At 44.1% G+C, this 25,121-nt stretch carries 25 protein-coding genes; 13 read left to right on the top strand and 12 right to left on the bottom strand.

Annotation, left to right across the window (positions count from 1 at the left end; translation table 11 throughout):
- Positions 1 to 28 precede the first annotated feature (28 nt).
- Positions 29 to 826, bottom strand: a complete 798-nt coding sequence (locus F0232_RS00125) for a Cof-type HAD-IIB family hydrolase (protein WP_105058503.1) — start codon at positions 824 to 826, stop codon at positions 29 to 31.
- Positions 827 to 1,310: 484 nt separating this feature from the next.
- Between F0232_RS00125 and F0232_RS00120 the strand changes: the two genes are divergently transcribed.
- A complete protein-coding gene (locus tag F0232_RS00120) occupies positions 1,311 to 1,652 on the top strand; it encodes a helix-turn-helix transcriptional regulator (protein ID WP_061032078.1) in 342 nt (113 codons plus the stop codon).
- A 109-nt stretch (positions 1,653 to 1,761) separates the two neighbouring features.
- Positions 1,762 to 2,817 carry an ACR3 family arsenite efflux transporter gene (gene arsB, locus F0232_RS00115; RefSeq protein WP_105058504.1) on the top strand — a complete coding sequence of 352 codons (1,056 nt, stop codon included), beginning with the start codon at positions 1,762 to 1,764 and terminating at the stop codon, positions 2,815 to 2,817.
- Positions 2,818 to 2,910: 93 nt separating this feature from the next.
- Here arsB and F0232_RS00110 read toward each other — a convergent pair whose 3' ends face one another.
- On the bottom strand, positions 2,911 to 3,798 hold the full coding sequence (locus tag F0232_RS00110) for a LysR family transcriptional regulator (RefSeq protein ID WP_105058505.1): 888 nt from the start codon (positions 3,796 to 3,798) through the stop codon (positions 2,911 to 2,913).
- A 111-nt stretch (positions 3,799 to 3,909) separates the two neighbouring features.
- On the opposite strand from F0232_RS00110, the gene F0232_RS00105 reads away from it, so the two are divergent.
- The 6 genes from F0232_RS00105 (at position 3,910) to F0232_RS00080 (ending at position 11,232) form a co-directional block, all read left to right on the top strand.
- A complete protein-coding gene (locus F0232_RS00105) occupies positions 3,910 to 4,341 on the top strand; it encodes a PACE efflux transporter (RefSeq protein WP_171750650.1) in 432 nt (143 codons plus the stop codon).
- A gap of 450 nt (positions 4,342 to 4,791) precedes the next feature.
- Positions 4,792 to 5,646: an MIP/aquaporin family protein gene (locus F0232_RS00100; protein WP_008215950.1), complete on the top strand. Its 855-nt coding sequence runs from the start codon at positions 4,792 to 4,794 to the stop codon at positions 5,644 to 5,646.
- A 58-nt stretch (positions 5,647 to 5,704) separates the two neighbouring features.
- Positions 5,705 to 7,225 (top strand): glycerol kinase GlpK, encoded by a 1,521-nt coding sequence (gene glpK / locus F0232_RS00095; protein WP_008215951.1) that lies wholly within the window; start codon positions 5,705 to 5,707, stop codon positions 7,223 to 7,225.
- Positions 7,226 to 7,485: 260 nt separating this feature from the next.
- Entirely contained in the window at positions 7,486 to 8,280 is a 795-nt protein-coding gene (locus F0232_RS00090; protein ID WP_061032073.1) for a DeoR/GlpR family transcriptional regulator, read from the top strand.
- Between the two features lie 288 nt (positions 8,281 to 8,568).
- A complete protein-coding gene (glpD, locus tag F0232_RS00085; RefSeq protein ID WP_061032072.1) occupies positions 8,569 to 10,128 on the top strand; it encodes a glycerol-3-phosphate dehydrogenase in 1,560 nt (519 codons plus the stop codon).
- A 294-nt stretch (positions 10,129 to 10,422) separates the two neighbouring features.
- Positions 10,423 to 11,232, top strand: a complete 810-nt coding sequence (locus F0232_RS00080; protein ID WP_105058506.1) for an SDR family NAD(P)-dependent oxidoreductase — start codon at positions 10,423 to 10,425, stop codon at positions 11,230 to 11,232.
- Between the two features lie 105 nt (positions 11,233 to 11,337).
- Here F0232_RS00080 and F0232_RS00075 read toward each other — a convergent pair whose 3' ends face one another.
- From F0232_RS00075 to F0232_RS00050, 6 genes are all read right to left on the bottom strand, one after another.
- Complete coding sequence (locus F0232_RS00075) at positions 11,338 to 12,234, bottom strand: LysR family transcriptional regulator (protein ID WP_105058507.1); 897 nt, start codon at positions 12,232 to 12,234, stop codon at positions 11,338 to 11,340.
- Between the two features lie 169 nt (positions 12,235 to 12,403).
- On the bottom strand, positions 12,404 to 12,640 hold the full coding sequence (locus F0232_RS00070) for a YdcH family protein (protein ID WP_004740376.1): 237 nt from the start codon (positions 12,638 to 12,640) through the stop codon (positions 12,404 to 12,406).
- A gap of 290 nt (positions 12,641 to 12,930) precedes the next feature.
- Positions 12,931 to 13,803 (bottom strand): radical SAM protein, encoded by an 873-nt coding sequence (locus F0232_RS00065; RefSeq protein ID WP_061032069.1) that lies wholly within the window; start codon positions 13,801 to 13,803, stop codon positions 12,931 to 12,933.
- A 198-nt stretch (positions 13,804 to 14,001) separates the two neighbouring features.
- A complete protein-coding gene (locus F0232_RS00060) occupies positions 14,002 to 14,388 on the bottom strand; it encodes a hypothetical protein (RefSeq protein WP_061032068.1) in 387 nt (128 codons plus the stop codon).
- Between the two features lie 281 nt (positions 14,389 to 14,669).
- Positions 14,670 to 15,365 carry an aspartate/glutamate racemase family protein gene (locus F0232_RS00055; protein ID WP_061032067.1) on the bottom strand — a complete coding sequence of 232 codons (696 nt, stop codon included), beginning with the start codon at positions 15,363 to 15,365 and terminating at the stop codon, positions 14,670 to 14,672.
- Positions 15,366 to 15,524: 159 nt separating this feature from the next.
- On the bottom strand, positions 15,525 to 16,508 hold the full coding sequence (locus F0232_RS00050; protein ID WP_061032066.1) for an HAD family phosphatase: 984 nt from the start codon (positions 16,506 to 16,508) through the stop codon (positions 15,525 to 15,527).
- A gap of 247 nt (positions 16,509 to 16,755) precedes the next feature.
- On the opposite strand from F0232_RS00050, the gene nfsA reads away from it, so the two are divergent.
- Complete coding sequence (gene nfsA / locus F0232_RS00045) at positions 16,756 to 17,478, top strand: oxygen-insensitive NADPH nitroreductase (protein WP_105058508.1); 723 nt, start codon at positions 16,756 to 16,758, stop codon at positions 17,476 to 17,478.
- A gap of 105 nt (positions 17,479 to 17,583) precedes the next feature.
- Here the strand turns inward: nfsA and F0232_RS00040 are convergent, their stop codons facing one another.
- Entirely contained in the window at positions 17,584 to 19,113 is a 1,530-nt protein-coding gene (locus tag F0232_RS00040; RefSeq protein WP_105058509.1) for a phospholipase D family protein, read from the bottom strand.
- 206 nt (positions 19,114 to 19,319) lie between these two features.
- Positions 19,320 to 19,889 (bottom strand): TetR/AcrR family transcriptional regulator, encoded by a 570-nt coding sequence (locus tag F0232_RS00035; RefSeq protein WP_171750649.1) that lies wholly within the window; start codon positions 19,887 to 19,889, stop codon positions 19,320 to 19,322.
- Positions 19,890 to 19,949: 60 nt separating this feature from the next.
- Between F0232_RS00035 and F0232_RS00030 the strand changes: the two genes are divergently transcribed.
- The 4 genes from F0232_RS00030 to F0232_RS00015 all read left to right on the top strand — a co-directional run bounded on the left by F0232_RS00030 (position 19,950) and on the right by F0232_RS00015 (position 22,768).
- Positions 19,950 to 20,516: a dihydrofolate reductase family protein gene (locus tag F0232_RS00030; RefSeq protein WP_105058511.1), complete on the top strand. Its 567-nt coding sequence runs from the start codon at positions 19,950 to 19,952 to the stop codon at positions 20,514 to 20,516.
- A gap of 243 nt (positions 20,517 to 20,759) precedes the next feature.
- The gene (locus F0232_RS00025) at positions 20,760 to 21,551 is read left to right on the top strand and encodes an oxalate:formate antiporter (protein ID WP_061032061.1); all 792 of its coding nucleotides are present in this window, start codon (positions 20,760 to 20,762) and stop codon (positions 21,549 to 21,551) included.
- A gap of 225 nt (positions 21,552 to 21,776) precedes the next feature.
- The gene (locus F0232_RS00020; RefSeq protein WP_061016237.1) at positions 21,777 to 22,274 is read left to right on the top strand and encodes a hypothetical protein; all 498 of its coding nucleotides are present in this window, start codon (positions 21,777 to 21,779) and stop codon (positions 22,272 to 22,274) included.
- A 203-nt stretch (positions 22,275 to 22,477) separates the two neighbouring features.
- Positions 22,478 to 22,768, top strand: a complete 291-nt coding sequence (locus F0232_RS00015) for a putative quinol monooxygenase (protein WP_105058512.1) — start codon at positions 22,478 to 22,480, stop codon at positions 22,766 to 22,768.
- 81 nt (positions 22,769 to 22,849) lie between these two features.
- Here F0232_RS00015 and F0232_RS00010 read toward each other — a convergent pair whose 3' ends face one another.
- Together F0232_RS00010 and F0232_RS00005 are read right to left on the bottom strand one after the other, a co-directional pair.
- Positions 22,850 to 24,130 (bottom strand): dicarboxylate/amino acid:cation symporter, encoded by a 1,281-nt coding sequence (locus F0232_RS00010; RefSeq protein WP_105058513.1) that lies wholly within the window; start codon positions 24,128 to 24,130, stop codon positions 22,850 to 22,852.
- 166 nt (positions 24,131 to 24,296) lie between these two features.
- The coding region (locus tag F0232_RS00005) for an S-(hydroxymethyl)glutathione dehydrogenase/class III alcohol dehydrogenase (protein WP_171750648.1) at positions 24,297 to 25,121 on the bottom strand (825 nt) is incomplete at its 5' end.

Genomic DNA, 25,121 nt, shown 5'->3' with positions numbered 1-25,121 from the left:
GATAAAAATCTAAAAAGGATTTCGAACGTTATGCGAGAAGTTTCTCTAACACTTGGAATACGCCTGCATCAACATTACTTGGCGCACCAAAACGAGCAATCTCTTTCAGTTTTGGATGTGCATTTTCCATCGCATATGAGTGGTAGCTCTCTTTAAGCATCTCGTAATCATTTAGGTAGTCACCAAAGCTCATGGTCTGTTCGTAAGTGAAACCTAATGTGTTTTGTAGATGCTTAATTGCCGCCCCTTTTGAAGCCTCAGCATTCATCACATCCAACCAAATTTTCGCGCTTACAACCACTTGGTAATTTTCACCAAACTTAGCGTTGATGCTTGGGTTTACTTTCTCTTGCGAGCCGTCAAAGTGGCAAATAGCAACCTTGATAAACTTGTCTTCAACCGCCAAAAGGTCTTCTACTTGCTCGCGGCGATGGTAGTACTTAGAGATCTCCGCTAGAGCACGTTCGTCTTTGGTTTCGATGTATGCTGACTTTTTACCACACAGCACCACATGGGCACCTTCGATAGCACGCGCTTCTTTGATGATGTCTTTGATGGCATCAGTATCAAGCAAGCAGCTGTATAGCTCTTGGCCTTTGTGCATCACCAATGTGCCGTTTTCAGCAACAAACATCATACGATCTTTAATAGGAGCAAAGGTTTCCATCAAGCTGTAATACTGGCGACCCGATGCCGCAGCAAAAATAATGTCTTGATCTTCTAGTCGCTCATAGAGGTTAAAGAATTCAGGGTCTAACTTTCCGTGTTCATTAAGTAGAGTGCCGTCCATATCAGCAGCGATAAATTTGATGTTCTGTTGTGGCATTTCAGAGCTTACCTATAAGTAATACCAATCGTAGTAAATAACTGTTCATCGTAGCTGGTTAAAATACTCGATAACTGCGTTAGAATTTTTGATTGTAGAATAACTACTTACCAAAAAATTCCGCCTTGTTCTCAAGTCTTTTTCCTGCGCTATTTCTGATCATTTACTTACTGTGATTGGTATAAAAATTAAATAGTAGATTATGATTTTTCGTTATCTTGGGTAACGGTTCTGCGTTCGATTATATCGCTATAGTAGCCAGTGAATGCAATGCTTTTCGGTGAGTTTCTTTGCTTAAATCTTAGATATTGCTTATGTACCATAAGGTTTAAAATCGATAGCAAATCGGGTATCAAGCTACGTCAATACGACAAGCTGCGTCGGCCCATTTAAGGCAACTTTTAAAATTCGCATTGACCGACAAAAGAAATAGGCTTACTATTAATCGTCTTTTAACGATTAGAATTAAGTGAGCTACCTAAGTATGACTGCAACATGCCAAGCAACAGAAAGCTGTTCTCTACCTCTTCCGCCGAGTAATGCTGAAGCAGAAAAAGAAATGGCAGTGTTAGCAAAAGCACTCGCGCATCCAGCGAGAATTCGCATACTTAGTATCTTGTCTGCATTGGAAAAGTCGGGCGGCTGCTTAAACAGTGATCTGGTAAGTGAATTGGGTTTAGCTCAATCAACGGTATCAGAACACTTAAGAATATTGAAAAGCTCTGGTTTTATCACTGCAGAGTCTATCCCGCCGAAGATGTGTTACCGCATCGACCGCGACAATATTCAACGCTTCGAATCGGTATTTAACAGCATTCTAAAATAGAAGTTCACGCTTGAGGGATCGGCTTTGATAGCCTTTACTTTTAAGCGTGTTTTTTTGCCACAACCAATCGTTTTTCGACGATTTACGATATCAAAAAAGAGAGATTACCATGAAACCAAAGTTAGGTTTTCTAGATCGCTACTTAACACTATGGATCTTCATCGCCATGGGCCTTGGTGTACTGCTAGGTACCCTATTCCCACAGATCGAACAGTGGAACGATTCAATGTCTGTTGGCACCACCAACATTCCACTCGCGATTGGCCTTATCTTAATGATGTACCCACCTTTGGCTAAGGTTAACTACAGTCTATTGGGCACTGTGGTAAAAGATAAGAAAGCCATCAAGCTCTCTTTGATTATGAACTGGTTGGTTGGCCCTATCCTAATGTTCGTATTAGCGCTTACATTCTTGGGTGACCACCCTGGTTACATGGTCGGCGTGATTCTAATTGGTCTTGCACGTTGTGTGGCAATGGTTCTAGTTTGGAACGACATCGGTGGCGGTAACAAAGAATACGGTGCCGCATTGGTTGCTCTGAATAGTGCGTTCCAAGTGGTTAGCTACAGCTTTATGGCGTGGTTGTTCATCAGCGTTCTTCCTCCAGTATTCGGTTACGAAGGCATGCTGGTTGATATCTCAATGATCGATATTGCACACAGCGTACTTATCTACCTAGGTATCCCATTCTTAGCAGGTTTCTTAAGCCGTAAGATCCTTGTGTCGATGAAAGGTGAGCAATGGTACACCGACGTGTTCATTCCGCGCATTTCTCCAATGACACTGATTGCTCTACTGGCAACGATCGTTCTGATGTTCAGCCTAAAAGGCGAGATGATTGTTGAGTTGCCAATGGACGTATTGTTGATTGCTGTTCCACTGACAATCTACTTCACTGCGATGTTCTTCATCAGTTTCTTCATTGGTAAGAAGATGGGCATTGAATACGACAAGAACGCATCAATTGCATTTACAGCAACAGGTAACAACTTTGAATTAGCGATTGCCGTAGCAATCTCTGTATTCGGTATCAACTCAGATCAAGCATTTGCAGGCGTTATTGGACCACTGATTGAAGTACCTGTGCTGATTTACCTAGTGAACGTTGCACTTAAGATGAAAGACAAGTACTACAACGGTCTCACAGTGAAATCTGCGAACTAGAAAAATCGCGTATCGCTTAAAACAGAAAGGCTCACAAAGTAATTTGTGAGCCTTTTCTCTATCCAGATTAATCCAATTTAAGTCTCATCCAGCTTATGTTTCGTCTAATAGGCCTTTCAATGCTTGTTCAAGCCATAGCAATGCTGGCCCTTTAGAGCGTGTTTTCGATAAAACCAAATCAACCGGAGGCGACCACGTTTTATGGTCAAATGAAACGTTCACCTCTATCAAACGCTGTTTACTCAACTCTTCTTCAACAAGGTGTTTAGGTAAGTACGCCCAACCGACATCACTACCAAGGATCATTTCTTTGATAACGATAAAGCTGTTCGACCACCATACCTTGCCCGCTATAAGTGGAAACTGATCCATCATCTTACCTTTGTCGCCTCTCAGCATGAGCTGACGATGTGGCAGTAAATCCGACAATTTCGCTACACCCGTTTTGGCTAGCTTGTGGCTTGGGTGACAAACAGCAACAAACGGTAAGTGCCCAATGAAGCAAGGTTCAGAACCGACATCAAAAGCCAAGTTGGTGAACATCAAACCAAGGTCTGCCTTCTCTTCAACTACGAAGGGATTCACTTCTGTTGTGGTACATGCGATCAACTCAACTTCAGTTGCAGGGAAAAGTTGGCTGAATTCACTTAGGATTCTGGATAGGTTGGGGACCAACAAGGAATCATCCAATGCGATTTTTATAAGCCCTTCTTCGCCCGTTCCTATCGCACTAACGGAAGCATTGAGATCTTCAACCTGAAGTACGATTGCTTTCACTTGTTTAAACAGTTGCTCCCCTTCTTTCGTTAGCGAAGGTTTGCGAGTCGAACGATCAAATAACTCTACATTGAAATCTATTTCAAGATTGCTGATGCCTTGGCTTACCGCCGATTGCACCTTACCCAAATGACGAGCACTTGCTGAGAAAGAACCCAGCTCTACTGCGTAAACGAACATTTTAAGTTGTTCAATGTTATACATACCACCAACCTATTATCACCATTGGTGATAGTTACTATCTTTCTATAATCATAATTAAAGATAATATACCTTTCAAACAGCAAATATAGATTCAACAGAAAGAGAAAATACATGTCACACAAAGAACGAATTCTACATATGGTGCTATTTGAAGTGTTCGCACTGATCATGATGGCGGGGCTAGCAACCTACATTACTGGCAATGGAGCTGGGGAAATGGCGGGGTTAGCACTTGCGATGTCGCTAATAGCAATGGCTTGGAACTACGTCTACAACTACGGCTACGACAAAATCTTCGGGGCAGACAGAACAAAACGAACGAAGAAAACCCGAGTTTTACACGGATTAGGGTTTGAACTTGGTTTAATGACAGTGACGCTACCAGTCTTGATGTGGGTGTTGAAGCTGGATTTCCTAACCGTATTGATTATGGACATCGGCCTAGTCATTTTCTTTGTACTCTACGCTATCGGATTTAACTGGGCGTACGATTCAGTAAGAGACTACTTTGTTACACAAAGCAAAGTTAACGCTCTAAATTAATTCACCGATTCGCTCAAATATCATCACTGAGCGATAAACAAAACGAATTGCCAGATTCAGTATGGATCTGGCATTTTTTGTCATAGCTTAAGTACATCCTTGTTTGTTAACGCTTTTCCAACATTTGAGACCCCGGATAGGTCCACAAGATCCAAGTTTAATAAACCACCACTCGCGAATCAGCATCACAAATCCAGTCATTAACTCCTCGTACCAGTTGTGCATCTGCTTACATACAGGTACTTTTAGCGACCTCCCAAGACATACATTCGCGCAATAGCGTCCATGCAAGCTTCTTTTTCGAGCAAAAGTGTTCGGTTTAACATTTCAAGCCAGTTTAATTAACAATTTTATGCTCAAACGCTCATTTTTAATGCTCGTTTATTTTCGGGTTCGCAAATTTATGCACAATACGCGTGCTAGATAAGCAAAAATAACAAGGACTCGAACATGACAACAAACAAACAACCTTCTTTATTTGGGCAATGCCTCGCCGAATTTATCGGTACTGGCCTGCTCATCTTCTTTGGCGTTGGCTGTGTGGCTGCACTGGTATTAACAGGTGCAACATTCGGACAATGGGAAGTTAGTATCATCTGGGGCTTCGGCGTATCTATCGCGATTTACTGCACAGCTGGCGTTTCTGGCGCACACATAAACCCTGCAGTAACCATTGCATTAGCCATGTTCCATGGATTTGATAAGGCGAAGGTAGTGCCTTACATCATCTCTCAATTACTTGGTGCCTTCTGCTCTGCAGCTTTGGTTTACAGCCTATACAGCAACTTGTTTACAGATTACGAAATTGCTCATAACTTTGTTCGTAGCAGCCAAGACGCACTATCAACTGCTGGTATCTTCTCGACTTACCCACATGCTTCACTCTCTTTCTTCGGCGCTTTTGCGGTGGAATTCGTGATTACTGCAGTATTGATGTTTGCCATTCTTGCACTTGGCGACGAGAACAATGGCGCATCACGTGGCGCAATGAACCCTCTACTGATCGGTATTCTTATCGCGGTAATTGGTGGCTCATTAGGTCCACTAACTGGCTTTGCTATGAACCCTGCACGTGACTTCGGACCAAAACTTTTCGCTTACTTTGCAGGTTGGGATTTTGCATTAACCGGTGCTCGTGATATTCCTTACTTCATCGTTCCAATTCTTGCTCCTATTGCTGGTGCGTGTTTTGGTGGTTGGTTGTACCCACGTGTTATCGGTGCTCACCTACCAGTGGAAGGCCATGGCTGCACAATTCCAAACCAATGTGAAACAGAAGAAGAAGCTGAACAAGCTCAAGCTTAACCCCAAGCGACCTTACATTTACTAAAATATAAATAACGGAACAAAAAGGATTCTTACCATGACCGAGCAAAAATACATTGTTGCCCTAGACCAAGGCACTACAAGCTCTCGCGCTGTAATCCTCGATCACGATGCAAACATCGTAAGCTCTTCTCAACGAGAATTTACTCAAATTTATCCAAAGGCTGGCTGGGTTGAGCATGATCCAATGGAAATCTGGGCGACTCAAAGCTCTACATTGGTTGAAGCTCTAGCTAAAGCAGGCATTCGCAGCGACGAGCTAGCGGGTATCGGTATCACTAACCAACGTGAAACCACCATCGTTTGGAACAAAGAGACAGGCAAGCCGGTATACAACGCTATCGTATGGCAATGTCGTCGTACTGCAGAAATTTGTGAAGAACTTAAAGAGCGTGGCCTAGAAGACTACGTGCGTGACAATACAGGTTTAGTCCTTGACCCGTATTTCTCAGGTACAAAAGTAAAATGGATTCTAGACAACGTTGAAGGCGCTCGCGAAGACGCTGAAGCAGGTAAACTACTGTTCGGTACGGTTGATACTTGGTTGGTTTGGAAGATGACTCAAGGCCGTGTACACGTTACGGATTACACTAACGCATCACGTACTATGTTGTTTAACATCAACGACCTATGCTGGGACAGCAAGCTACTAGACGAGATGGGTATTCCAGCATCAATGATGCCTGAAGTGAAACGCTCTTCTGAAGTTTACGGCCAAACGAACCTTGGTGGTAAAGGTGGTACTCGTATTCCAATCGCTGGTATTGCGGGTGACCAACAAGCAGCGCTTTACGGTCAAATGTGCGTTGAAGCGGGTCAAGCGAAAAACACATACGGCACGGGCTGTTTCCTACTGATGAACACAGGCCAAGAGAAAGTAACGTCGAAGAACGGCCTATTAACGACATTAGCGTGTGGTCCTACAGGCGAACCAGCTTATGCACTTGAAGGTGCGGTATTCATGGGTGGCGCATCTATCCAATGGCTACGTGATGAAATGAAGCTACTGGCTGGCGCAGAAGACTCTGAGTACTTCGCAACTAAAGTAGATACGTCAAACGGTGTTTACGTTGTTCCTGCATTTACCGGTCTAGGCGCACCATACTGGGATGCTTACGCTCGCGGTACAATTGTTGGCTTAACACGTGGCGTTAACTCTAACCACATCATTCGTGCAACACTGGAAGGTATTGCTTACCAAACTCGTGACGTATTGGATGCGATGCAAGCGGACTCAGGCATCAAGCTAGCAAACCTACGTGTTGATGGCGGTGCAGTAGCGAACAACTTCCTAATGCAATTCCAATCAGACGTGCTAGATACCGAAGTTCACCGTCCTGAAGTAACTGAAGTAACGGCTCTGGGTGCAGCATACCTTGCTGGTCTAGCAGTTGGTTTCTGGGACAGCATCGATGAACTTCAAGATAAAGCAGTACTTGACCGTACTTTCTTGCCACACCACGATGAAGAGAAACGTAACCGCCGTTACAAAGGTTGGAAGCGTGCTATCAAGTGTGCACAAGTTTGGTCTGAACTGCACGATGACGACGAAGAGTAAAATCGAGCGTTCGAATAATCACTCTCTTATCGATTGAATTGTTCGTTCCTCAGTAAACGAAACTAAAAAGAGCACTATTTTGTGCTCTTTTTGGCGTTTGGGGCCTTTTTTTCATGTTTTGATCAACGTTTTTGCGGTTTAGACATAATTCCTTACCATCATTACTTCTCTCAAAGAATCAATTCGAGCACAATAGCGCGAGTTAATATTTTCGATTGTGACGCGCTAGAACCCATAGCGTGCAGGGAGTGGTAAGTTAAGTGAAGCAGATACCAAGACACCAGCAGATTGTAGACCTGGTAAAAACACAAGGATATGTGAGCACAGAAGAGCTCGTTGAAAAATTTGATGTTAGCCCACAAACCATCAGACGAGACCTCAATGAGCTGGCTGATAGCAACAAAATCCGTCGTTATCACGGTGGTGCAACCATTCCTCTTAGCTCAGAAAACACCTCTTACAACACGCGTAAAGCGCTTAACTTCAATGAAAAAGATGTGATTGCCGACGAGCTGGTTAAACACATTCCAGATGGTGCAACCTTGTTCGTTGATATCGGCACTACGCCAGAATCGGTGGCGCGCGCGCTGAACAAAAACCACAAACAACTCAGAGTCGTGACTAACAACATCAACGTTGCCAGTATCCTGCTACCAAACCCAGAGATAAAGGTTATCTTGGCGGGTGGCGAGGTAAGAAACCGTGATGGCGGTATCGTGGGTGAAGCAACACTCGATTTCGTGAAGCAGTTCCGCCTCGATTTCGGCATTCTAGGGATTAGCGGTATCGACTTTGACGGCTCACTGCTTGATTTTGACTACCATGAAGTTCGAGTGAAGCAAGCCATCATCGAAAACAGCCGCAGCATCTTCCTAGCAGTCGACCACAGTAAGTTTGGCCGCAACGCAATGGTTAAGCTGGGTAACATCTCTCAGGCACACATGGTATTCACCAATAAACAACCACCAGAAGAGATTCTGAACATCCTTAAAGATTCAGACATTCCATTAGAAGTTATCGAGACCGCTTCTCAACCACTAGCGTCGGACGAATAAAAAAACGCTCAGAAATCATGTTCATTAAAAGAGCCCATTATTGATAGATCACTTTATCGATAATGGGCTTTTTTGTTACTTAGAAAATCGTACTTGAACATGAACAGTCTCACTTCTATGCTCGAATAAGAGTCATTTTGAACCTTCGCTGTCATAAGCGAAGGTTTTTTTATGCGCAAATCACATAAAACGCGCATAAACGAAAATAATAAATGACCGCAAACGAAAGTTAATATAGGATTCAATTATGTTCTAAAATGCTCGTTCGCTCAGAAAGAGGTCAAAACCATGAGTGCTCAACAAACTAATTCAAACAATAGTACATCTTCAACTCTAGACTTAATCGTTATTGGCGGCGGCATCAATGGTGCGGGTATCGCGGCAGATGCTGCTGGTCGTGGTCTAAACGTTGGTTTATATGAAGCAAATGATTTCGCCTCTGCGACGTCTTCTGCAAGTTCAAAGCTAATCCACGGTGGCTTACGTTACCTTGAACATTACGAGTTTCGTTTAGTTTCGGAAGCACTCGCAGAGCGCGAAGTGTTGCTGAGAAAAGCACCTCATGTTGCACAACCAATGCGTTTCCGTTTACCGCACCGACCATTTTTACGCCCGGCTTGGATGATCCGCTGTGGCCTATTCCTTTACGATAACTTAGGTAAACGTACGACGCTTCCTGGAAGTAAAACGGTGAACTTGGCTCAATCAGGTTTACTGAAGCCAGAAATGAAAACAGGTTTCGAATACTCAGACTGCTGGGTAGATGATGCGCGTATGGTATTGCTGAACGTATTAGCGGCGAAAGAAAACAACGCAGAAGTACGCAACTACTGCCGAGTTGAAAAAGCGCACCGCGAAGGCGACATTTGGCACGTAACAATTCTTGATGTGATGACAAACCAACGTTTCGAGCGCAAAGCGAAAGCATTGGTCAACGCAGCTGGCCCTTGGGTGAAACAGTTCTTTGATGATGGTTTAGAGCAAACCTCACCACGTAATATTCGCCTAATCAAAGGCTCACACATTGTAGTACCGCGTGTTCATGACGAACCACAAGCGTACATTCTACAAAACAAAGATAACCGCATCGTGTTCATGATCCCTTACCTAGATAAGTTCTCGATCATCGGCACAACCGACCTTGAATACAAAGGCGATCCTCGCGAAGTGGCTATCGACGATGTAGAAGTTGATTACTTGATTGATATCGTTAACCAGCATTTTGTTAAGCAACTAGAGCGTGACGATGTAGTGTGGACATACAGTGGCGTAAGACCGCTTTGTGATGATGAATCTGACTCGCCACAAGCAATCACTCGTGACTACACACTGGAGCTGGATGCAGAAATGGATCAAGCACCACTGCTATCGATCTTTGGCGGCAAGTTAACGACTTATCGTAAACTCGGTGAAGCGGCACTGAACAAGCTAGAACCTTACCTGAAACACATGGGCGCACCTTGGACAGCTAACGACACGCTACCGGGTGGCAACTTCAGCTGTAGCCGCGAACAGCTTGCAGCAATGATGCACACGAAATACCCTTGGGCATCTGAAGCACTGCTACTTCGTTACGTGACCCAATTTGGTACTTACACATGGGACCTGCTTGAAGGCGCTACATGTGAGGCAGACCTTGGTATCCAGTTCTCAAGCGAAGCACACGGTGTTTACCAAGCTGAGATTGATTACTTGATCAACCAAGAGATGGCAATGACAGACGAAGACATCTTATGGCGCAGAACTAAGCTTGGCTTGTACATGAGCGAATCTGAGCAACAAGCATTGTCTGATTACTTAAAAGAGAAGCTACAACGTAAGGTGGTAAGCTTTTCTCAAGTAAGCTAATCCACCAGCCAACAAGCACAGTTCAACAACCTGATTAATAAACAAGCTTAGCGTCCCCCGCGCTAAGCTTTTTTATTATTTGCCTCCACTATTTGCGTTCAATTCCTTGCACTTCAGTAGTTGTCACTCGACCAAATCGCCCTATTACCCTCTTCTATTTTCAACAAAAGCTAAATAGTGTTTTATCAAATGGGTTAATTATCAATTTTACGAAAGGTTGCTATTCTTTATCTCAACGAAACAACACATTTAAAAACGCTCACGATGTCAGCGCTTTAATAAGGAATCTATTCCATGCAAAAAGTCATTCTGATCACAGGCTCTACCGATGGTATCGGCTTCGAAACAGCAAAAGCACTCGTTCAGCAAGGTCACCACGTTTTATTGCATGGACGTAACCCAAGCAAACTTAAAGACGTTGAACAGCAACTTATCGCTCTCTCTACGCAAGCGAAGATCCAAAGCTACGTGGCAGACTTGTCTATTCTGGCAGATGTTGATGCACTGGCTGACGAAGTGATTGCCGAGCATGAGAAGGTTGATGTGCTGATTAACAACGCGGGTGTGTTCAATACTCCCAACCCAATCACCAAAGACGGTTTAGATGTTCGTTTTGCTGTGAACACAGTATCGCCGTATCATCTGACCAAACGCCTGTTGCCAGTATTCGATTCGTCGAGCCGTGTGGTGAACTTATCGTCGGCAGCGCAAGCCGCAGTGAGCATCGAAGCACTAGAAGGGAAAAAGCCACTTTCTGATGGCGATGCTTACGCGCAAAGCAAACTTGCGATCACTATGTGGACTCGTGAGATGGCAAAAGAACTAGGTTCTGCTGGGCCAATGGTGGTTGCTGTTAACCCAGCCTCTTTATTGGGTAGTAAGATGGTAAAAGACGCCTACGGCATTGCGGGCGGCGACCTGAGCATTGGTTCTGACATCCTCATTCGCGCATCATTGTCTGATGAGTTCGTACAAGCGGGCGGTCAATATTTTGATAACGACAACAACACGTTTGCGAACCCGCACCCAGACGCGCTATACGGTGATAAATCACAGCAAGTTATCGCTAAAATTGAAGAGATCATCAAAGCGACGCTTTCTTAATTGCGACGACTCATGCTGAGTTGATTTGCAAATCTCAATAAAAAAGCCCTGTGTTTCTAATAAATTAACTTAGAGACGCAGGGCTTTTTCGTACAACATTTGTCTCTACGTTTGTTCCCAATACGGCGGGTTACCGTAGTAGTCCGAGAAGTAATCAATAAACGCTCTTACTTTGGGAGCAAGCAGCCTAGTACTAGGATACACCGCCCAGATCGCAGGTTCTGAGGTGAGTGGGTAATCTTCCAACACTTGAATCAGCTGACCACTTTTCAGTTGCTCATATGCACACCAATTCGACGTCACGGTAATACCAAGCCCACCGACTGCAGCATCACGTAGTGCCTCTCCGTTATCTGCTCTAAAAGATCCGGTCGCCTTAATCGTTTTCCGTCCGTTTTCAGTATGAAAGGTCCAGTTTTCGAGGCCAATCAAGCTAATACATTGATGGTCATTAAGGTCCTGAGGCGTGGCAGGTTTGCCATATTTGATGAGGTAATCTGGTGATGCACATACCACTCGTTTATCTGTGGCAAGCTTACGCGCAATCAGAGTCGAATCCTTTAATTCAGAGATTCTAATCGCGATATCGAAACCGCCTTCCACAAGATCGACCACGGAGTCTGATAATCTGAAATCGACTTTTAACCCTGGGTATCGCTCAAGGAACCCCGGTAATGCTGGTATTAAGTGCAAACGTCCAAATGAAGCAGAGGCAGTAACACGCAGCGTACCGGTTGGTGAATCACTACCGACTCCAACCGCCGATTTTGCGGCATCGACACTCGACAGGACCTCTTCAGCATGAGGTAGAAATGCTTCACCCTCTTCAGTGAGTGACACTTTACGAGTGGTGCGATGTACCAGGCGAACACCTAAATTGTCTTCCAATTTACTGATGTGGGAGCTAGCAACTGCGGGAGATAAACCCAACTCTTGGCCAGCCATGCTGATGTTATGTGTAGACGCTAAGCGAATAAACAATTTGAGGTGTTCAATGTTCATGTGATTACCAATAGAATCTTAAAAATCATATCGCAATAACCCACATTATGCGTCATCCCACTAACAATACAACATATGCCGCTACTTTGATGAGATTCAGATAATCGGAGCCAAAAAGAAAAAACTCCCGAAGGAGTTTTTATTATCTATATCTAGAAACTGTCGTCCATTAGCTGTTCAAGCGAGCATATAACGCATCTTTCAACACAGAACGGTCGTGCTTCAGTTGGTGCATTGAGCCATCATCAATGGGTGAATCTTTCAGCTCAAGCTTACGAATCTCTTTATCAAGGTTGTCGTATGTCTTCATGTCAGTTGCAAAGCCATCATCAGTTTTAGCAAGCTCAGCAATTTTGTCTTTCATTTCAGGAAATTCGTGAACAAGAGAGTGATTTTCACCTAGCATAGAAACCTCTTAAGTTGATTAAAGTGATTGGTATTACACATTCATTATTAACCTTAGCAAGGGACTCAAATAACAAATGAGATCCAGTACACAGCATAGAATATAGACAATTTAGATTCACAAATTTACAACATCCCCCAACAAAATCGAGGGTGTTAAATTGAATTGTCTCAGTAACGATATAGGCTCACGAGAATCATGAATTCTCGTAAGCACTACTTTTATCTTGTTGGATTTGAATCCAGAGAACAGGTCTCAGTTTTGAGTGAGACCTTTCAGCTATCAGTTACCTACCAGGCAAAAGTTTGAATCACGCTATCCTTCGCCATTGGATTAGATGTGATCGCATGATTCACCTTGGCTAAGAACTGCTCTCTAGAATCAAGTAGGAAGCCTTTCTGAGTCACGATGTTGTTACCGTGGTCACCCCAATAGAAAGTATCGATATTGAGGTTCTCGAGTAAGTATTTTTCCTCTTCTAAGATCTGAAGTTGAGTCGGCATGATGAACGTACCGTCATTAACTTGCTGCTCCAAAGCCGTTCCTGGTTGTATTGCTAACGCCATTGGCGCTATCTGCTCAGGTTTCATGATATTCAGCAACCTTGTTGTCTCGACAATGTGCTCGCGGGAACGCTCACGACCGCCGAGTCCAAAAATAAACGACAGTAGAGTTTCGATACCTGCCTCTTTTGCCAGCGCCATGCCCTCAATCGCTTGCTCTGGTGTCATACGCTTTTTGATATTATCGAGCACAACAGGATCACCAGACTCAAGACCCGCATACGCCATGCTTAACCCTGCACTTTTCAGCTCTTTAAGCTCACTCAAGCTCTTTCTACGGAAATCATTCAAACCGCTATAGAGTGATATTTTTCTACTTTCAGGAAAGGTGTGACGAAGCTTATCCAAGACCTTAAGCAGATAATCCGTACGAGCTGCCATCACGTTGCCATCAATAAGAAAAATCGATTCAACGTAAGGGTAGATCAGGCGCGCTTCTTCAATATCTTTAAACACGCCTTCAATGTCGCGAACCTTAAATCGCTTATCGCTGAACATATTACAGAATGTGCACGTGTTGATGCTGCAACCTAGTGTAGTTTGAATAAGAATACTCTTCGCCTCTATCCATGGACGATATACTTTTCCCTCATATTTCATATTGGTATCTCCGGTCTACAAGCACAGAGCGTGCTTGAATACACCAAAGCGTATCAACGTCAGCATTCGTTGATAATCCACAATATAGTCGAATCAGTTTTTAGATTTTAAATAAAATACCCTCTCCAGATGGAGAGGGTATTAATGTACTTATTGATAGAGGAGGAGCTTTAATCTCAATGTGAGATGATTAATAACCTACTGCTTAGGTTCATATAATTTTGTTGGAACTTCGGTTTCACAACGCTCAAGGTCATAATCTTGGGTCGTGCCACTATTACCTTGAAATCTCATTCTAACGATCATGCCTCTATCAACAAACCAACGAAGGTCTTGGCAAGAGAAACGATAGCTCGATTCCAAAATATGTGCAGTTGACCATCGAGAATTTCCCGGCAGTGACTCAACGTAATAGATCACGCCATTCTCTGTAATCGTCATTCCTTTTATGTCGCTTAGATGTTCAATAGCGGTATCAATTGTTTCTTGATCTGCTGTTGGTTGTAACTCTTCAATTGGGACACTCAAACAGCCAGAAAGAGCCGTTGCTGACAGACAAGCCAAAAAAATAGATTTCAATTTCATTTTTATTCTCATTCAATTACATAGCCAAAATAACGCTAGAACGAGATTCTATTCACGAGGTAAATAAATGTGTATTAGTATGTCCACTAATTTATAAAAAGTGTGATACAGAGTGCTTATTCACTTAATTTGGGGCTTTCTAAAAGAAGAAAATGACTCCTAACACACTCTCATAGAAAAGTCCGCAACCTATTGAAAATCAGAGATTTTAATTACGCATCAACCAACTGATGGTGTACGCGCCAGAAAGACAAGCTTAATGACTGAAAGCTAGCTGTAAGTTAATCGCTCGTCGCCAAACGCACCGCGGCTTCTGCATGAATGGCTGTAGTATCAAACAGGGGCACATCGGTATGTTGTTGCTGAATCAGTAAGGCGATTTCAGTACAGCCTAGAATGACGGCCTCTGCTCCTTGCTGGCTTAGCCTCTCAATGATCTGATTATAGATAGCGCGAGACTCTTCTTTTACTTCGCCTCGGCACAGCTCTTGGTAAATGATGTTGTGGACTTTCTCTCTATCATCCTTGGCAGGAATCACAACATCGATACCGAATTTATCGATTAAACGCCCTTTGTAAAAATCTTGTTCCATCGTGAAAGCGGTGCCGAGTAACCCGACTTTCTTTACGCCCTGTTCTAGCAGCTTTTGCGCGGTAGTATCAGCGATATGTAAGATAGGAACCGTGATCTTCTGTTCGATTTCAGGCACGACTTTATGCATGGTATTGGTACAAATTAAGATGAAGTCTGCGCCACCTTTCTCAACAGATAATGCCGCGTCAGCTAAAATATCGGCAGTCTCAGCCCAACGGCCTTGGTGTTGTAACTTTTCAATCTCATCGAAGTTCACGCTATACATACAAATCTTTGCAGAGTTCAACCCTCCCAGCGTCGCTTTAACACCTTCGTTAATGGATTTGTAATAGCTCATGGTCGATTCCCAACTCATACCACCAAGCAAACCGATCGTTTTCATTTTTTATTCCTTTAATTTCTGACTATCCCGATTAAAGCGTCCTGCGTTAAAAATTTATAGTACGATCTTGCTGAAAATGAGACGAAGTCTTCGCTATTTAGCAAAAGGCTCGAATGAACCATCCGAGCCTTTGTTGTTTTGTCTGAATGTTTGTGTGGGTTAATACACCTCACACCAATCGGATTTCATGTCGATTAACGTCCAATCATCTCTGGAGTTCGCTTCGTCGAGTGCTTTATCAAGCTTACCCACATGGGACTCACGATCATACTTCCACTCGCGCTCGGCATCGGTGTGATGAACAATCATCGCCATTGAGTTTAGTTGACTGGTTGCCCACTGCATCATCGCTTGATCGCCGTCTGAGTTACCTACTGCTAGAATCGGCTTCTTACCGATAATATGCTGAATGTTGGTAACCTTTCCGGCTTTGTCATCAATGGTCAAAATGGACGAATCTTTGGTAACGGTCGGATTGCCGTCGTTGTAGCTGTAGTTGTATTTAAGTGCGCTACCGATGATCTGTTCTGACGGGATATTGTAAGCATCAGGAGCCCACACTCTCATGAAATCAACACCACCACCCGACACGATGTAAGTCTTGAAGTCATGCTCTTGAAGGTAAATCAGCATCTCTTTCATTGGCTGGTAAGTCAGATCGGTATAGGCTTTGTTGAAGCGTTCATCTTTCGCTGCAGCTAACCATTGCTCAACATCTTTTTGGTATTGTTCAACTGTCATACCAGAATGTGTCGCCATGATGATTTTCAATAACCCTTCTTCACCGCTCCCTAGAACACTCTTGATGTCACCTTCAAGCACGAACTTAAACGGTGCTTCTGTTTTCCATTCAGGATGTTCAGGCGCCATCTCTTTGATTCGATCTAACGCGAAAGCCAATTGGAAGTAGTATGGCTTTTCAGACCAAAGCGTACCATCGTTATCAAACACAGCAATACGGTCTTGAATCGCAACGAATGTATCAGATTCTTCTTTCGTAGCTTGACCAACAAAATCCACGATAGCGGATTTACTGTCGCTGTCTTTCCATGAAGGCAGCAAATTGGGATCACAATCTTTTGCAAAAGAAGAGAAAGAGAGGCTAGATAAAATTGCAACGGACAAAAGGGTTATTTTCTTCATAGCACTACCATGTTGTTGAATTAATTAACGGACTTAATGTCATTCATCCTAGTTGCTCTACTCTGATTTTCCACTTATGAACACTATAACCGACGCTTATATTGCTGTTCCTTGAGTGCTTGCAAAAACGCGACTTCAAAGGCTAGTTCAAAAATAAAAGAGTTGTGGCGTTAGAGGTTTACCCCACTAAAAAATGTCGTTATGGTGATTTGTAATACATCATAAAAACAAGGACAGTCAGAGCGCTATGAATAGTACGATTGAGACCATCTTGGGGCATCGCTCCATTCGTCAATATACCGATCAACCAATAGAGAAAGAGCACCTCGATTTAATTGTCCAGGCAGGTCTCGCCGCGTCATCATCAAGCTTATTGCAGGCTGTTTCTATCATCAGAGTAACAGACAAAGAGAAACGTAAGCTGCTAGCGGAATACGCTGGCAACCAGCCTTATGTGGAAAGTGCTGCTGAGTTTTTAGTGTTCTGTATCGACTATCAACGCCACGCTCAAATTAACCCTGAGGTGAAAACCGACTTTACCGAGCTAACTCTGATTGGCGCCGTCGATTCTGGCATTATGGCGCAGAACTGCATGCTCGCAGCAGAGTCATTAGGATTAGGTGGCGTATACATTGGTGGCTTGCGCAATAGCGCTCAACAGGTTGATGAGCTATTAGAACTTCCACAGCACACAGCCGTGCTCTTTGGTATGTGTTTAGGTCATCCTGCACAGCAACCAGATATTAAACCCCGCCTTCCAGCTCATGTGGTAATGCACGAAAACCAATACCAACCATTGAGCCTAGATGAAATCGCTAGCTATGACGATTCAATGCAGAGCTACTACGCCAACCGCTCAAGTAACCAAAAGCAAAGCAGTTGGTCACAGCAGATCACACAGAAACTCTCTGGAGAATCTCGCCCACATATTTTGCCGTACTTGAACAGTAAGCAACTGACTAAGAGATAGCGTTCAAGACCCAGCTCAGATAAACAAGCTATCTTTCCATCATCACAAACAAAAATGTCAGCGTATTATGCGCTGACATTTTTCATTATTCTGAAGTCGACTCTCTTAGAGGTATTTCTCTATCGGGAGAAGCTGTAGGAAGCCTGATTGCATGCGTTCCCACTTACCGGTTTCTGGTTCGCTGTCCCAACTCTGCTCACCTGAATACCAATACACATCACCATCTTCTAGCTCCAAACGCCAACTGTTGTCTTCGCTCATCGCCTGTTCGATAGTTTCAGCTAGCGTTTCAGCAATCGCTTTGTTTTCAATGATTAACACCGACTCAGTATTTAGGTAAGTCGAGCGCAGGTTGAAGTTGAATGAACCAATACTCGCAATACTGCGGTCAAATACCACTGATTTAGCATGCAGACCATAAGCCGTCTCTGGCGCACACTTAGACACGTCTTGGGTAGATGCTTCACACAACTTGGTATCTGGTTTTAACTCAAACAGGTCGATGCCATGCTCTAACATATCGTAGCGTCTGCCCGCGTAAGCAGAGTGGTTAGTAACCAAGTCATTTGACGCCATTGAGTTGGTCAATGCTTTTATCTCAACGCCTTCGTTATTCAACGTTTGCCACTCATTTAATTGGCCATCATCGAATACCAAGTAAGCCGACTCAAGCAAGATCTCTTGTTTCGACTCGCTAGCTAGTTGTCCTAACAGAACTGCCGTTGCTTTTGGTTCATCAGTATTGTCTGAATCGACAGGCACAGGGCGATCGTAAGCGAAACGAGCATTTACCCAAGTCATCTCATCAAGAGCCTTTTTAAGCAGGCTATCTGCCGATTCACGATTTAATGGTAACTCTGGGTAGTTTTTATATTGCGGAATGGGTATGTCGTCAATCTTTGAAAGATCCGGTTGCTCTTCGTCACCCAACATAGCGACAGGGTAAGACCAACGACTGTCCCAGTATTCAATAAAGCTGGTTTGGATAGTGGTAACGACGGTACCCATCACTAATACATCACGATCGCGGAAGTTTATCTCGTCAGAAAGGTCAAAGTATTCATCACCAATATTACGTCCACCCACCACAGACAAGGTGCCATCTACAGTGAACGATTTATTGTGCATACGACGGTTTAAACGTGAGAAATCACCAAGGAAGCTCAACCACTTACTGAAACCACGGCGCGTTGGTGTTGGGTTGAAGATTCGAATCTCAACATTCGGGTGAGCGTCGAGTGCCGACAGTAGCCCTTCACGCTCATTGAGGTTGATGTCATCCAGCATCACGCGAACCTTAACGCCACGATCAGCAGCAGCTAGCAGGCGACTAGCAAGGTACTTACCCGATTCATCCGAGTTCCAGATGTAGTATTGAATATCGATGGTGTGCTCTGCGCTTTCAACTAGTGCCAAGCGCTGAGCCAATGCATCCCAACCGGATTCTTGTAAACGAACGGCAGTCGTCGCCTGCTCTGATTCGGGTTGATATTCATCCGCCAAAACCGATAAAGCGCTTGGTCCATAAGAGGTGTACGGTTCTGCCGGGTGATCGATGCCTTCGGGTAATGAAGAGCAGCCACCGAGTGCGGCGACGAGTAATAAGGTTAAGCTGATGCGTTGGAGCACAGGCATGTGTTTGACTTCCTTTTCACGGTGAGGTCTTTGAATTGGCCTCGACAACTTTTCAACGACCAAGTTGTTCGAGGTTATTCATTGATTATTACTGCTAAATCCAGAAATTTATAGGTAATTATCCAGTATAAATAAAACTTAGCGACTTCATCGTGAGGAACACAGTACCGAATTCACCTATTCAAGCATCGATAGTGACTATAAGGTCACGATGCTTTCAGTTGTTCGATACCTAAACAATAAAGGCCTAAAGGCTCTCTCACCATCTCAAAAGTAATCTCAGTTCTATCCGGGTTACAGTTCAATGCAAGCGCATAGCCATGCAAATAGTCGACTAGCAAATGAAGAGCGTCTTCGGTTTGCTCTGATGTGAGATTCAACGGGTCCACTACCGCTTCAAAGCGCTCACTAAATACCTCAACGGGCCCAAGCGATTTCATCGTCAGCAAAGTTTCTAGTAGCCCACGGTAGTCGTTCAACACCGACAGGTAGCTCACGCTAAGCTGATACAGGTTCTCTTGCCACACTTGGTTTTGCTCAGGCTGTGCCACTTCACCTACTAATGAAACAGTGATCGACTCCAATAGATCATTTTTGTTTTTGAAGTAATGGTATATCGCCATCGCATCGACGCCGAGCTCTGTGGCTAACCCTCTGATACTCGGAACTTTACCGCCTTCGCGCATCATGCCCTTTGCCGTATCTAAGATCTTTTCGGCACTCAGTTGGCTTGATCCACTCTTTGGTCGACCTCGCTTTTGATCCTTGACAGTCATAACACCACCTCTTAAACTTAATTTCTACACTGTAGAATATTTTAATTTAATACAGCGTGAATGCCAAGTTACTGTTCAATTTCGGAGTTAACAATGTCAAATATTGTCTTTATCGGTGCGAGTCTTGATGGTTACATTGCAGACAAAAACGGTGGTCTTGATTGGTTACAAGCCATTCCAAATCCAGAGGGTGATGACATGGGGTACAACGCCCATATCGATCGTATCGATGCTTTGGTAATGGGCCGAAACACAATGGATATGGTGCTGAGCTTCGGTATTGATTGGCCTTACACAAAACCGGTTTATGTTTTGAGTAACACGTTGACTGAAGTGCCTAAAGAGGTTGAAGGTAAAGTGTTCTTGATAAAGGGCGAACTCACTCAGATCATCGAAGACCTCAACAGCAAAGGCCTTAACAATCTGTATATTGATGGCGGTGTGACCATTCAAAACTTCCTGAAAGAAGACCTGGTTGATGAACTGATTATCTCGACGCTCCCTGTGGTTCTTGGTGGTGGCGCTCCCCTATTTGGGGATTTAGTTTCGCCTCTCGACTTTACGCTGAAAAGTGTCACTACTTACCTTGATGAGATCGTAACCACTCACTACTTGCGTAAGCGTTAAACCATTTAAATGATCGATGCTGATGAGCCAAAATCGAGTTGGCTCATCATGCCACCATGACTTACGAAATCTAAAGTCTGCAACCGCAGTTCTCTCCTAAAATCCGCTCTCCATTCTGCTCAAAAGCCAATTATTGACAAGCTAGTATTTGACAAGCTAAGCCAACATTGACACTGTATAATGCTGCGTTGATTTTGCCGCACTAGCTGCACTGCAGTTCTAACTTTTTAAGATAGGTAAAATATGAACTACCCAAGCACTCTTCCAGCACCTCACAAAGCACTTCTCATCAAAGTGGTTGATGTCTTGTCTCAAGATCCTCGTATATGTGGCATTGCCGCAAGTGGCTCCTTTGGCGCTAACTCGATGGACAAATACAGCGACTTAGATTTTGTTATCGCGGTTAACCCCGCCGACTATGAAAGTGTAATGCAAGAACGGTTCAACATTCTTGATAGCATTGGCGGTAAAGTCGCTGCCTTCACGGGTGAACACGTTGGTGAGCCACGTTTAATTGTGTCGATATTTGGCCCAGAGCCTGTTCATGTTGATTTCAAATTTGTCTCTCTGCCAGATGCGGCAATTCGAGTTGATAACAACCAAGTGTTATGGGAACGAGATAGCTTATTAACCGATGTGTTCAGCAGCGCGGAACCACGCTACCCACAACCAGACCCGCAATGGATTGAAGATCGTTTTTGGATTTGGACGCACTATGCCGCAACCAAGATAGCTCGTGGCGAATACTTCGAAACGGTTGAGTTTCTCTCTTTCATTCGTCAAAACGTTCTATCTCCGCTGGCGCTAAAGCAAGTTGGGCTCACGCCATCTGGTGTGAGGAAAATTGAAGAGCGACTGCCTGAATTTGCACAAGCACTCGTAAAAACCGTCGCAATGCCAGAACGTGACGCGTTAATCCCTGCACTCAAACAAGTTGTCGCACTGTACCTTGAGTTAAGAGGTAACGAGCAAGTCAACATTGATGATCACGCTCAGTCATTTTGTCTTCAATACGTTGAGGGCGAGTTAAGCTAATTCCGTATTAATCTAATTCCGTATCAAGTGAACCACAGGTTTTAACTGTCAATTCATAAATGCGCCGAGGGCTAATTGCTCTCGGCGTATTCATTCTCAGTACAATCATGATAAGTACGGCAATCTTGACACGACACTTGCAATAACGGGTTGATCGCTCCTACACAACCCTACCCAAAAGTAGTACCATTTATCGTATCTCATTCTTAATGGTATTTATGTCTTATGAAGCTTTTAGTCGATCGTACTGGTGAACAGTTTTTAGAAATTCTGGAAGAATCAGGAGACAAACTGACGGTTCAATTCATTAGCAATGAAGGTAATCGAAAGGGTAAACCGTTCCAAGATAGCTTGAGTGGCTTGTTCCTCACAGGCTGGAAGCCTCGCACGACCTCTACCGCCATTGGCTTAGAACGCTTTAAACAAGGCAAGCTGCAAGACCCGAAAGTGAGCTTCGCGCTTCATCAGCTCTACCCACTTGGCCGAGATGTAAAACTGCCTACTGGAGATATCGCCACAATAGCAAGTTACGCCAATACTCACAGCGACGGCTACTATATGTTTGTGCGCCTCAACGATGAGTTAACTCGACTCAGAATTACGCCCGATTGGGAACTGCAACCTTCCGCTCAAAGATTGGCTCTGCCTTATTACCCTGCTCCAAGAAGCCAACAAGAACTCGACAATATTGATGATTTTGATGCTTGGGCTGGCGGTTTTTAATACTCTTTAGCCCATACCCTAAAGACTGTAAACCTAAGTTTATTATCAAATAATTTTTGATAATAATTCTAACTGCGCGCGGTTTATCGTTTTGAATATCCCTACTATTATTTATCCATCGACACAGACGAGCGAGATAAACAAAGCGTCCTGTGACAAAGAACAACACCACTTCGGTGAATCAAATAATATAGGTAACGAACATGACTCAACTGACTATCATTGCAAACATCGTCGCTAACGAAGACAAAGTTGAACTGGTTAAAGCAGAGCTGCTAAAGCTGATTGATATCACTCGCGCTGAAGAAGGTTGTATCAATTACGACCTACACCAAGACAATGAAAACCCAGCACATTTCACTTTCTACGAAAACTGGACATCACGTGAACTTTGGCAAACACATATGGGAAATACTCACCTTGCTGAGTACATGACAGCAACCGAAGGCAGTGTGGCGTCATTCACTCTCAATGAGATGACTAAGATCGGTTAGTCACTGACCGCACGTATCAACAGACAACAAAAAGCCCGTTCAGATCACCTGAACGGGCTTTTTCGTTGAACTTGATATTCTCTAAGCTACAGACTCGCTTAGTGTTGGCTCGAGCACTGTTGCTTGTTGTTTCTGCCATTTATCCACGACCAATGCAGCAATCATGTCACCTTCTACATTAACCGCAGTGCGGAATGTATCTAACGGGCGTTCAATAATCAGTAGAATCGCGATCGCTTCCAATGGTATGCCAGCGGCCAATAACACCAACTGCATGCCAGACATAGATCCAGATGGCATACCCGGTGCGCCTACAGAAGAGACCATCGCCATAATGAAGATCATCACCAAGCCAGAAGTCGTGAGGTCCACACCAAACAGTTGAGCCAAGAAGATTGCCGCAACACCTTCGAAAAGTGCCGTACCATCCATGTTCATCACTGCGCCAAGCGGTAACACCATACTACTTGTACTTTGCGATACGCCGAGCTTTTCTTCTGCGCTCTGCATCGCTAGTGGCAAAGTAGCAGAGCTTGATGACGTTGCGAACGCCATCGCCATTGGCGCTGAGATTCCTTTAAATAGTGTGCTAAGACGAATCCCAGTCATCACCTTCGCAATGGTCGGCAGTACAATCGCTCCGTGGATCAGAGTCAGCACAAATACAAGCAAAGCAAACAGTGCCAATTGCTCAAATAGTGACTCACCACCACGAACGGTAAAATCGAGAACAATGGCGAAAACCGCGAGCGGAGCTAAACGAATGATCCAACCAACAATGGTATTGATGCTCTTGTTCAAGCCATTAAGCACCTCAAAAATAGGGTGTTTTTCTGGCAATGAAGAAAGTAGAGCAATACCCAACATGAATGAGAACACGACAATCGCGAGCAAGTTACCATTGGTTAACGCCGCTACTGGGTTCACGAGCGCCATGCTAAACAACTTGCTGGCAATCGCAGCTCCTCCCGCCGCATCTTCACTTATAAGCTGAACATCGTCTCCAATCGTAGCAACGCTGGTTAAAGGCTCCCAAGCAGGCAACAGCAATGAAGCACCCAAGCCCAAAGAGATGGCTATCAGCGTCGTGAAGCTATAGAAAAGTACGGTATTACGGCCAATTTGCTTCAATCGAGTGATCGAGCCAATGCTTGTTATACCTTGCAACAACGAGAACAAAACCACTAAACCAACGACCATTTTTAGCAAGCCGATATAAGTAGTTTTACCAAGCATTAAGAACTGATACCACCCCGTTTGGGTAATGCCAGAGGTTGAAGCAATAAGTTGTGCAAAAAGCCATGCAAGCAAAGCAGCTAACATTAACTGAAGAGGTAAAGAGTGGCGAAGTTTAGTCAACATAAGGACAATTCCAGTAACCCTGTAGGACAATTCAGATACCTTTATTAAAGGGAATAACCTTTAATAAAAATATTCCTTGGTAAAGTGTGCCTAGGAAAAAATAAAGTCCGTTAGAGATTCAATCTAACGGACTTTATGAAAACCAGATGAGGTTTAAGATTTAAGGCTATTTATCCATGTGTAGAACAGTACGGATAGACTCACCTTTGTGCATGAGTTCGAATGCTTCGTTTACGTCTTCAAGACCCATAGTGTGAGTGATGAACTCTTGTAGTCCGAACTCACCCGCCATGTAACGGTTTACGATTTCTGGAAGCTCAGAGCGGCCTTTAACACCACCGAAAGCAGAACCACGCCATACACGACCTGTTACTAGTTGGAACGGACGAGTTGAGATCTCTTGGCCTGCACCTGCAACACCAATTACAACTGATTCACCCCAACCTTTGTGACAACACTCAAGAGCTTGACGCATCACATTTACGTTACCGATACACTCGAATGAGTAATCAACACCACCGTCTGTCATCTCAACGATAACGTCTTGGATTGGCTTGTCGTAGTTCATTGGGTTGATGCAGTCAGTCGCGCCAAGTTGTTTTGCTAGCTCGAATTTGCTCTCGTTAATATCAACACCGATGATTTTGCTTGCACCCGCCATACGAGCACCGATGATTGCAGAAAGACCGATACCGCCTAGGCCGAATACAGCAACTGTGTCACCTTTTTCAACTTTAGCTGTGTTCAGTACCGCACCCATACCAGTGGTTACACCACAACCTAGAAGACAAACTTCCTCAAGAGGTGCTTCTTTGTTTACTTTCGCTAGTGAAATTTCTGGAAGTACAGTGTACTCAGAGAAAGTAGAACAACCCATGTAGTGGAAAATTGGCTCACCGTTGATAGAGAAACGGCTTGTGCCATCTGGCATTAGGCCTTTACCTTGAGTTTCGCGAACCGCTTGGCAAAGGTTAGTTTTACCAGACTTACA

The organism is Vibrio sp. T3Y01 (assembly GCF_013114525.1).
GTDB classification, from domain to species: Bacteria; Pseudomonadota; Gammaproteobacteria; order Enterobacterales; family Vibrionaceae; genus Vibrio; species Vibrio chagasii_B.
This window is presented reverse-complemented; position numbering and strand designations above follow the sequence as displayed.

What these genes read in the sequence shown, in the direction of transcription:
- F0232_RS00075 (WP_105058507.1), bottom strand. Translation starts at nt 12,234, where the DNA reads ATGAACATTGAACACCTCAAATTGTTTATTCGCTTAGCGTCTACACAT.
- F0232_RS00120 (WP_061032078.1), top strand. Translation starts at nt 1,311, where the DNA reads ATGACTGCAACATGCCAAGCAACAGAAAGCTGTTCTCTACCTCTTCCG.
- glpD (WP_061032072.1), top strand. Translation starts at nt 8,569, where the DNA reads ATGAGTGCTCAACAAACTAATTCAAACAATAGTACATCTTCAACTCTA.
- F0232_RS00025 (WP_061032061.1), top strand. Translation starts at nt 20,760, where the DNA reads ATGAACTACCCAAGCACTCTTCCAGCACCTCACAAAGCACTTCTCATC.
- F0232_RS00010 (WP_105058513.1), bottom strand. Translation starts at nt 24,130, where the DNA reads ATGTTGACTAAACTTCGCCACTCTTTACCTCTTCAGTTAATGTTAGCT.
- arsB (WP_105058504.1), top strand. Translation starts at nt 1,762, where the DNA reads ATGAAACCAAAGTTAGGTTTTCTAGATCGCTACTTAACACTATGGATC.
- glpK (WP_008215951.1), top strand. Translation starts at nt 5,705, where the DNA reads ATGACCGAGCAAAAATACATTGTTGCCCTAGACCAAGGCACTACAAGC.
- F0232_RS00020 (WP_061016237.1), top strand. Translation starts at nt 21,777, where the DNA reads ATGAAGCTTTTAGTCGATCGTACTGGTGAACAGTTTTTAGAAATTCTG.
- F0232_RS00070 (WP_004740376.1), bottom strand. Translation starts at nt 12,640, where the DNA reads ATGCTAGGTGAAAATCACTCTCTTGTTCACGAATTTCCTGAAATGAAA.
- F0232_RS00050 (WP_061032066.1), bottom strand. Translation starts at nt 16,508, where the DNA reads ATGAAGAAAATAACCCTTTTGTCCGTTGCAATTTTATCTAGCCTCTCT.
- nfsA (WP_105058508.1), top strand. Translation starts at nt 16,756, where the DNA reads ATGAATAGTACGATTGAGACCATCTTGGGGCATCGCTCCATTCGTCAA.
- F0232_RS00125 (WP_105058503.1), bottom strand. Translation starts at nt 826, where the DNA reads ATGCCACAACAGAACATCAAATTTATCGCTGCTGATATGGACGGCACT.
- F0232_RS00030 (WP_105058511.1), top strand. Translation starts at nt 19,950, where the DNA reads ATGCCAAGTTACTGTTCAATTTCGGAGTTAACAATGTCAAATATTGTC.
- F0232_RS00065 (WP_061032069.1), bottom strand. Translation starts at nt 13,803, where the DNA reads ATGAAATATGAGGGAAAAGTATATCGTCCATGGATAGAGGCGAAGAGT.
- F0232_RS00080 (WP_105058506.1), top strand. Translation starts at nt 10,423, where the DNA reads ATGCAAAAAGTCATTCTGATCACAGGCTCTACCGATGGTATCGGCTTC.
- F0232_RS00060 (WP_061032068.1), bottom strand. Translation starts at nt 14,388, where the DNA reads ATGAAATTGAAATCTATTTTTTTGGCTTGTCTGTCAGCAACGGCTCTT.
- F0232_RS00035 (WP_171750649.1), bottom strand. Translation starts at nt 19,889, where the DNA reads ATGACTGTCAAGGATCAAAAGCGAGGTCGACCAAAGAGTGGATCAAGC.
- F0232_RS00110 (WP_105058505.1), bottom strand. Translation starts at nt 3,798, where the DNA reads ATGTATAACATTGAACAACTTAAAATGTTCGTTTACGCAGTAGAGCTG.
- F0232_RS00100 (WP_008215950.1), top strand. Translation starts at nt 4,792, where the DNA reads ATGACAACAAACAAACAACCTTCTTTATTTGGGCAATGCCTCGCCGAA.
- F0232_RS00105 (WP_171750650.1), top strand. Translation starts at nt 3,910, where the DNA reads ATGTCACACAAAGAACGAATTCTACATATGGTGCTATTTGAAGTGTTC.
- F0232_RS00055 (WP_061032067.1), bottom strand. Translation starts at nt 15,365, where the DNA reads ATGAAAACGATCGGTTTGCTTGGTGGTATGAGTTGGGAATCGACCATG.
- F0232_RS00015 (WP_105058512.1), top strand. Translation starts at nt 22,478, where the DNA reads ATGACTCAACTGACTATCATTGCAAACATCGTCGCTAACGAAGACAAA.
- F0232_RS00040 (WP_105058509.1), bottom strand. Translation starts at nt 19,113, where the DNA reads ATGCCTGTGCTCCAACGCATCAGCTTAACCTTATTACTCGTCGCCGCA.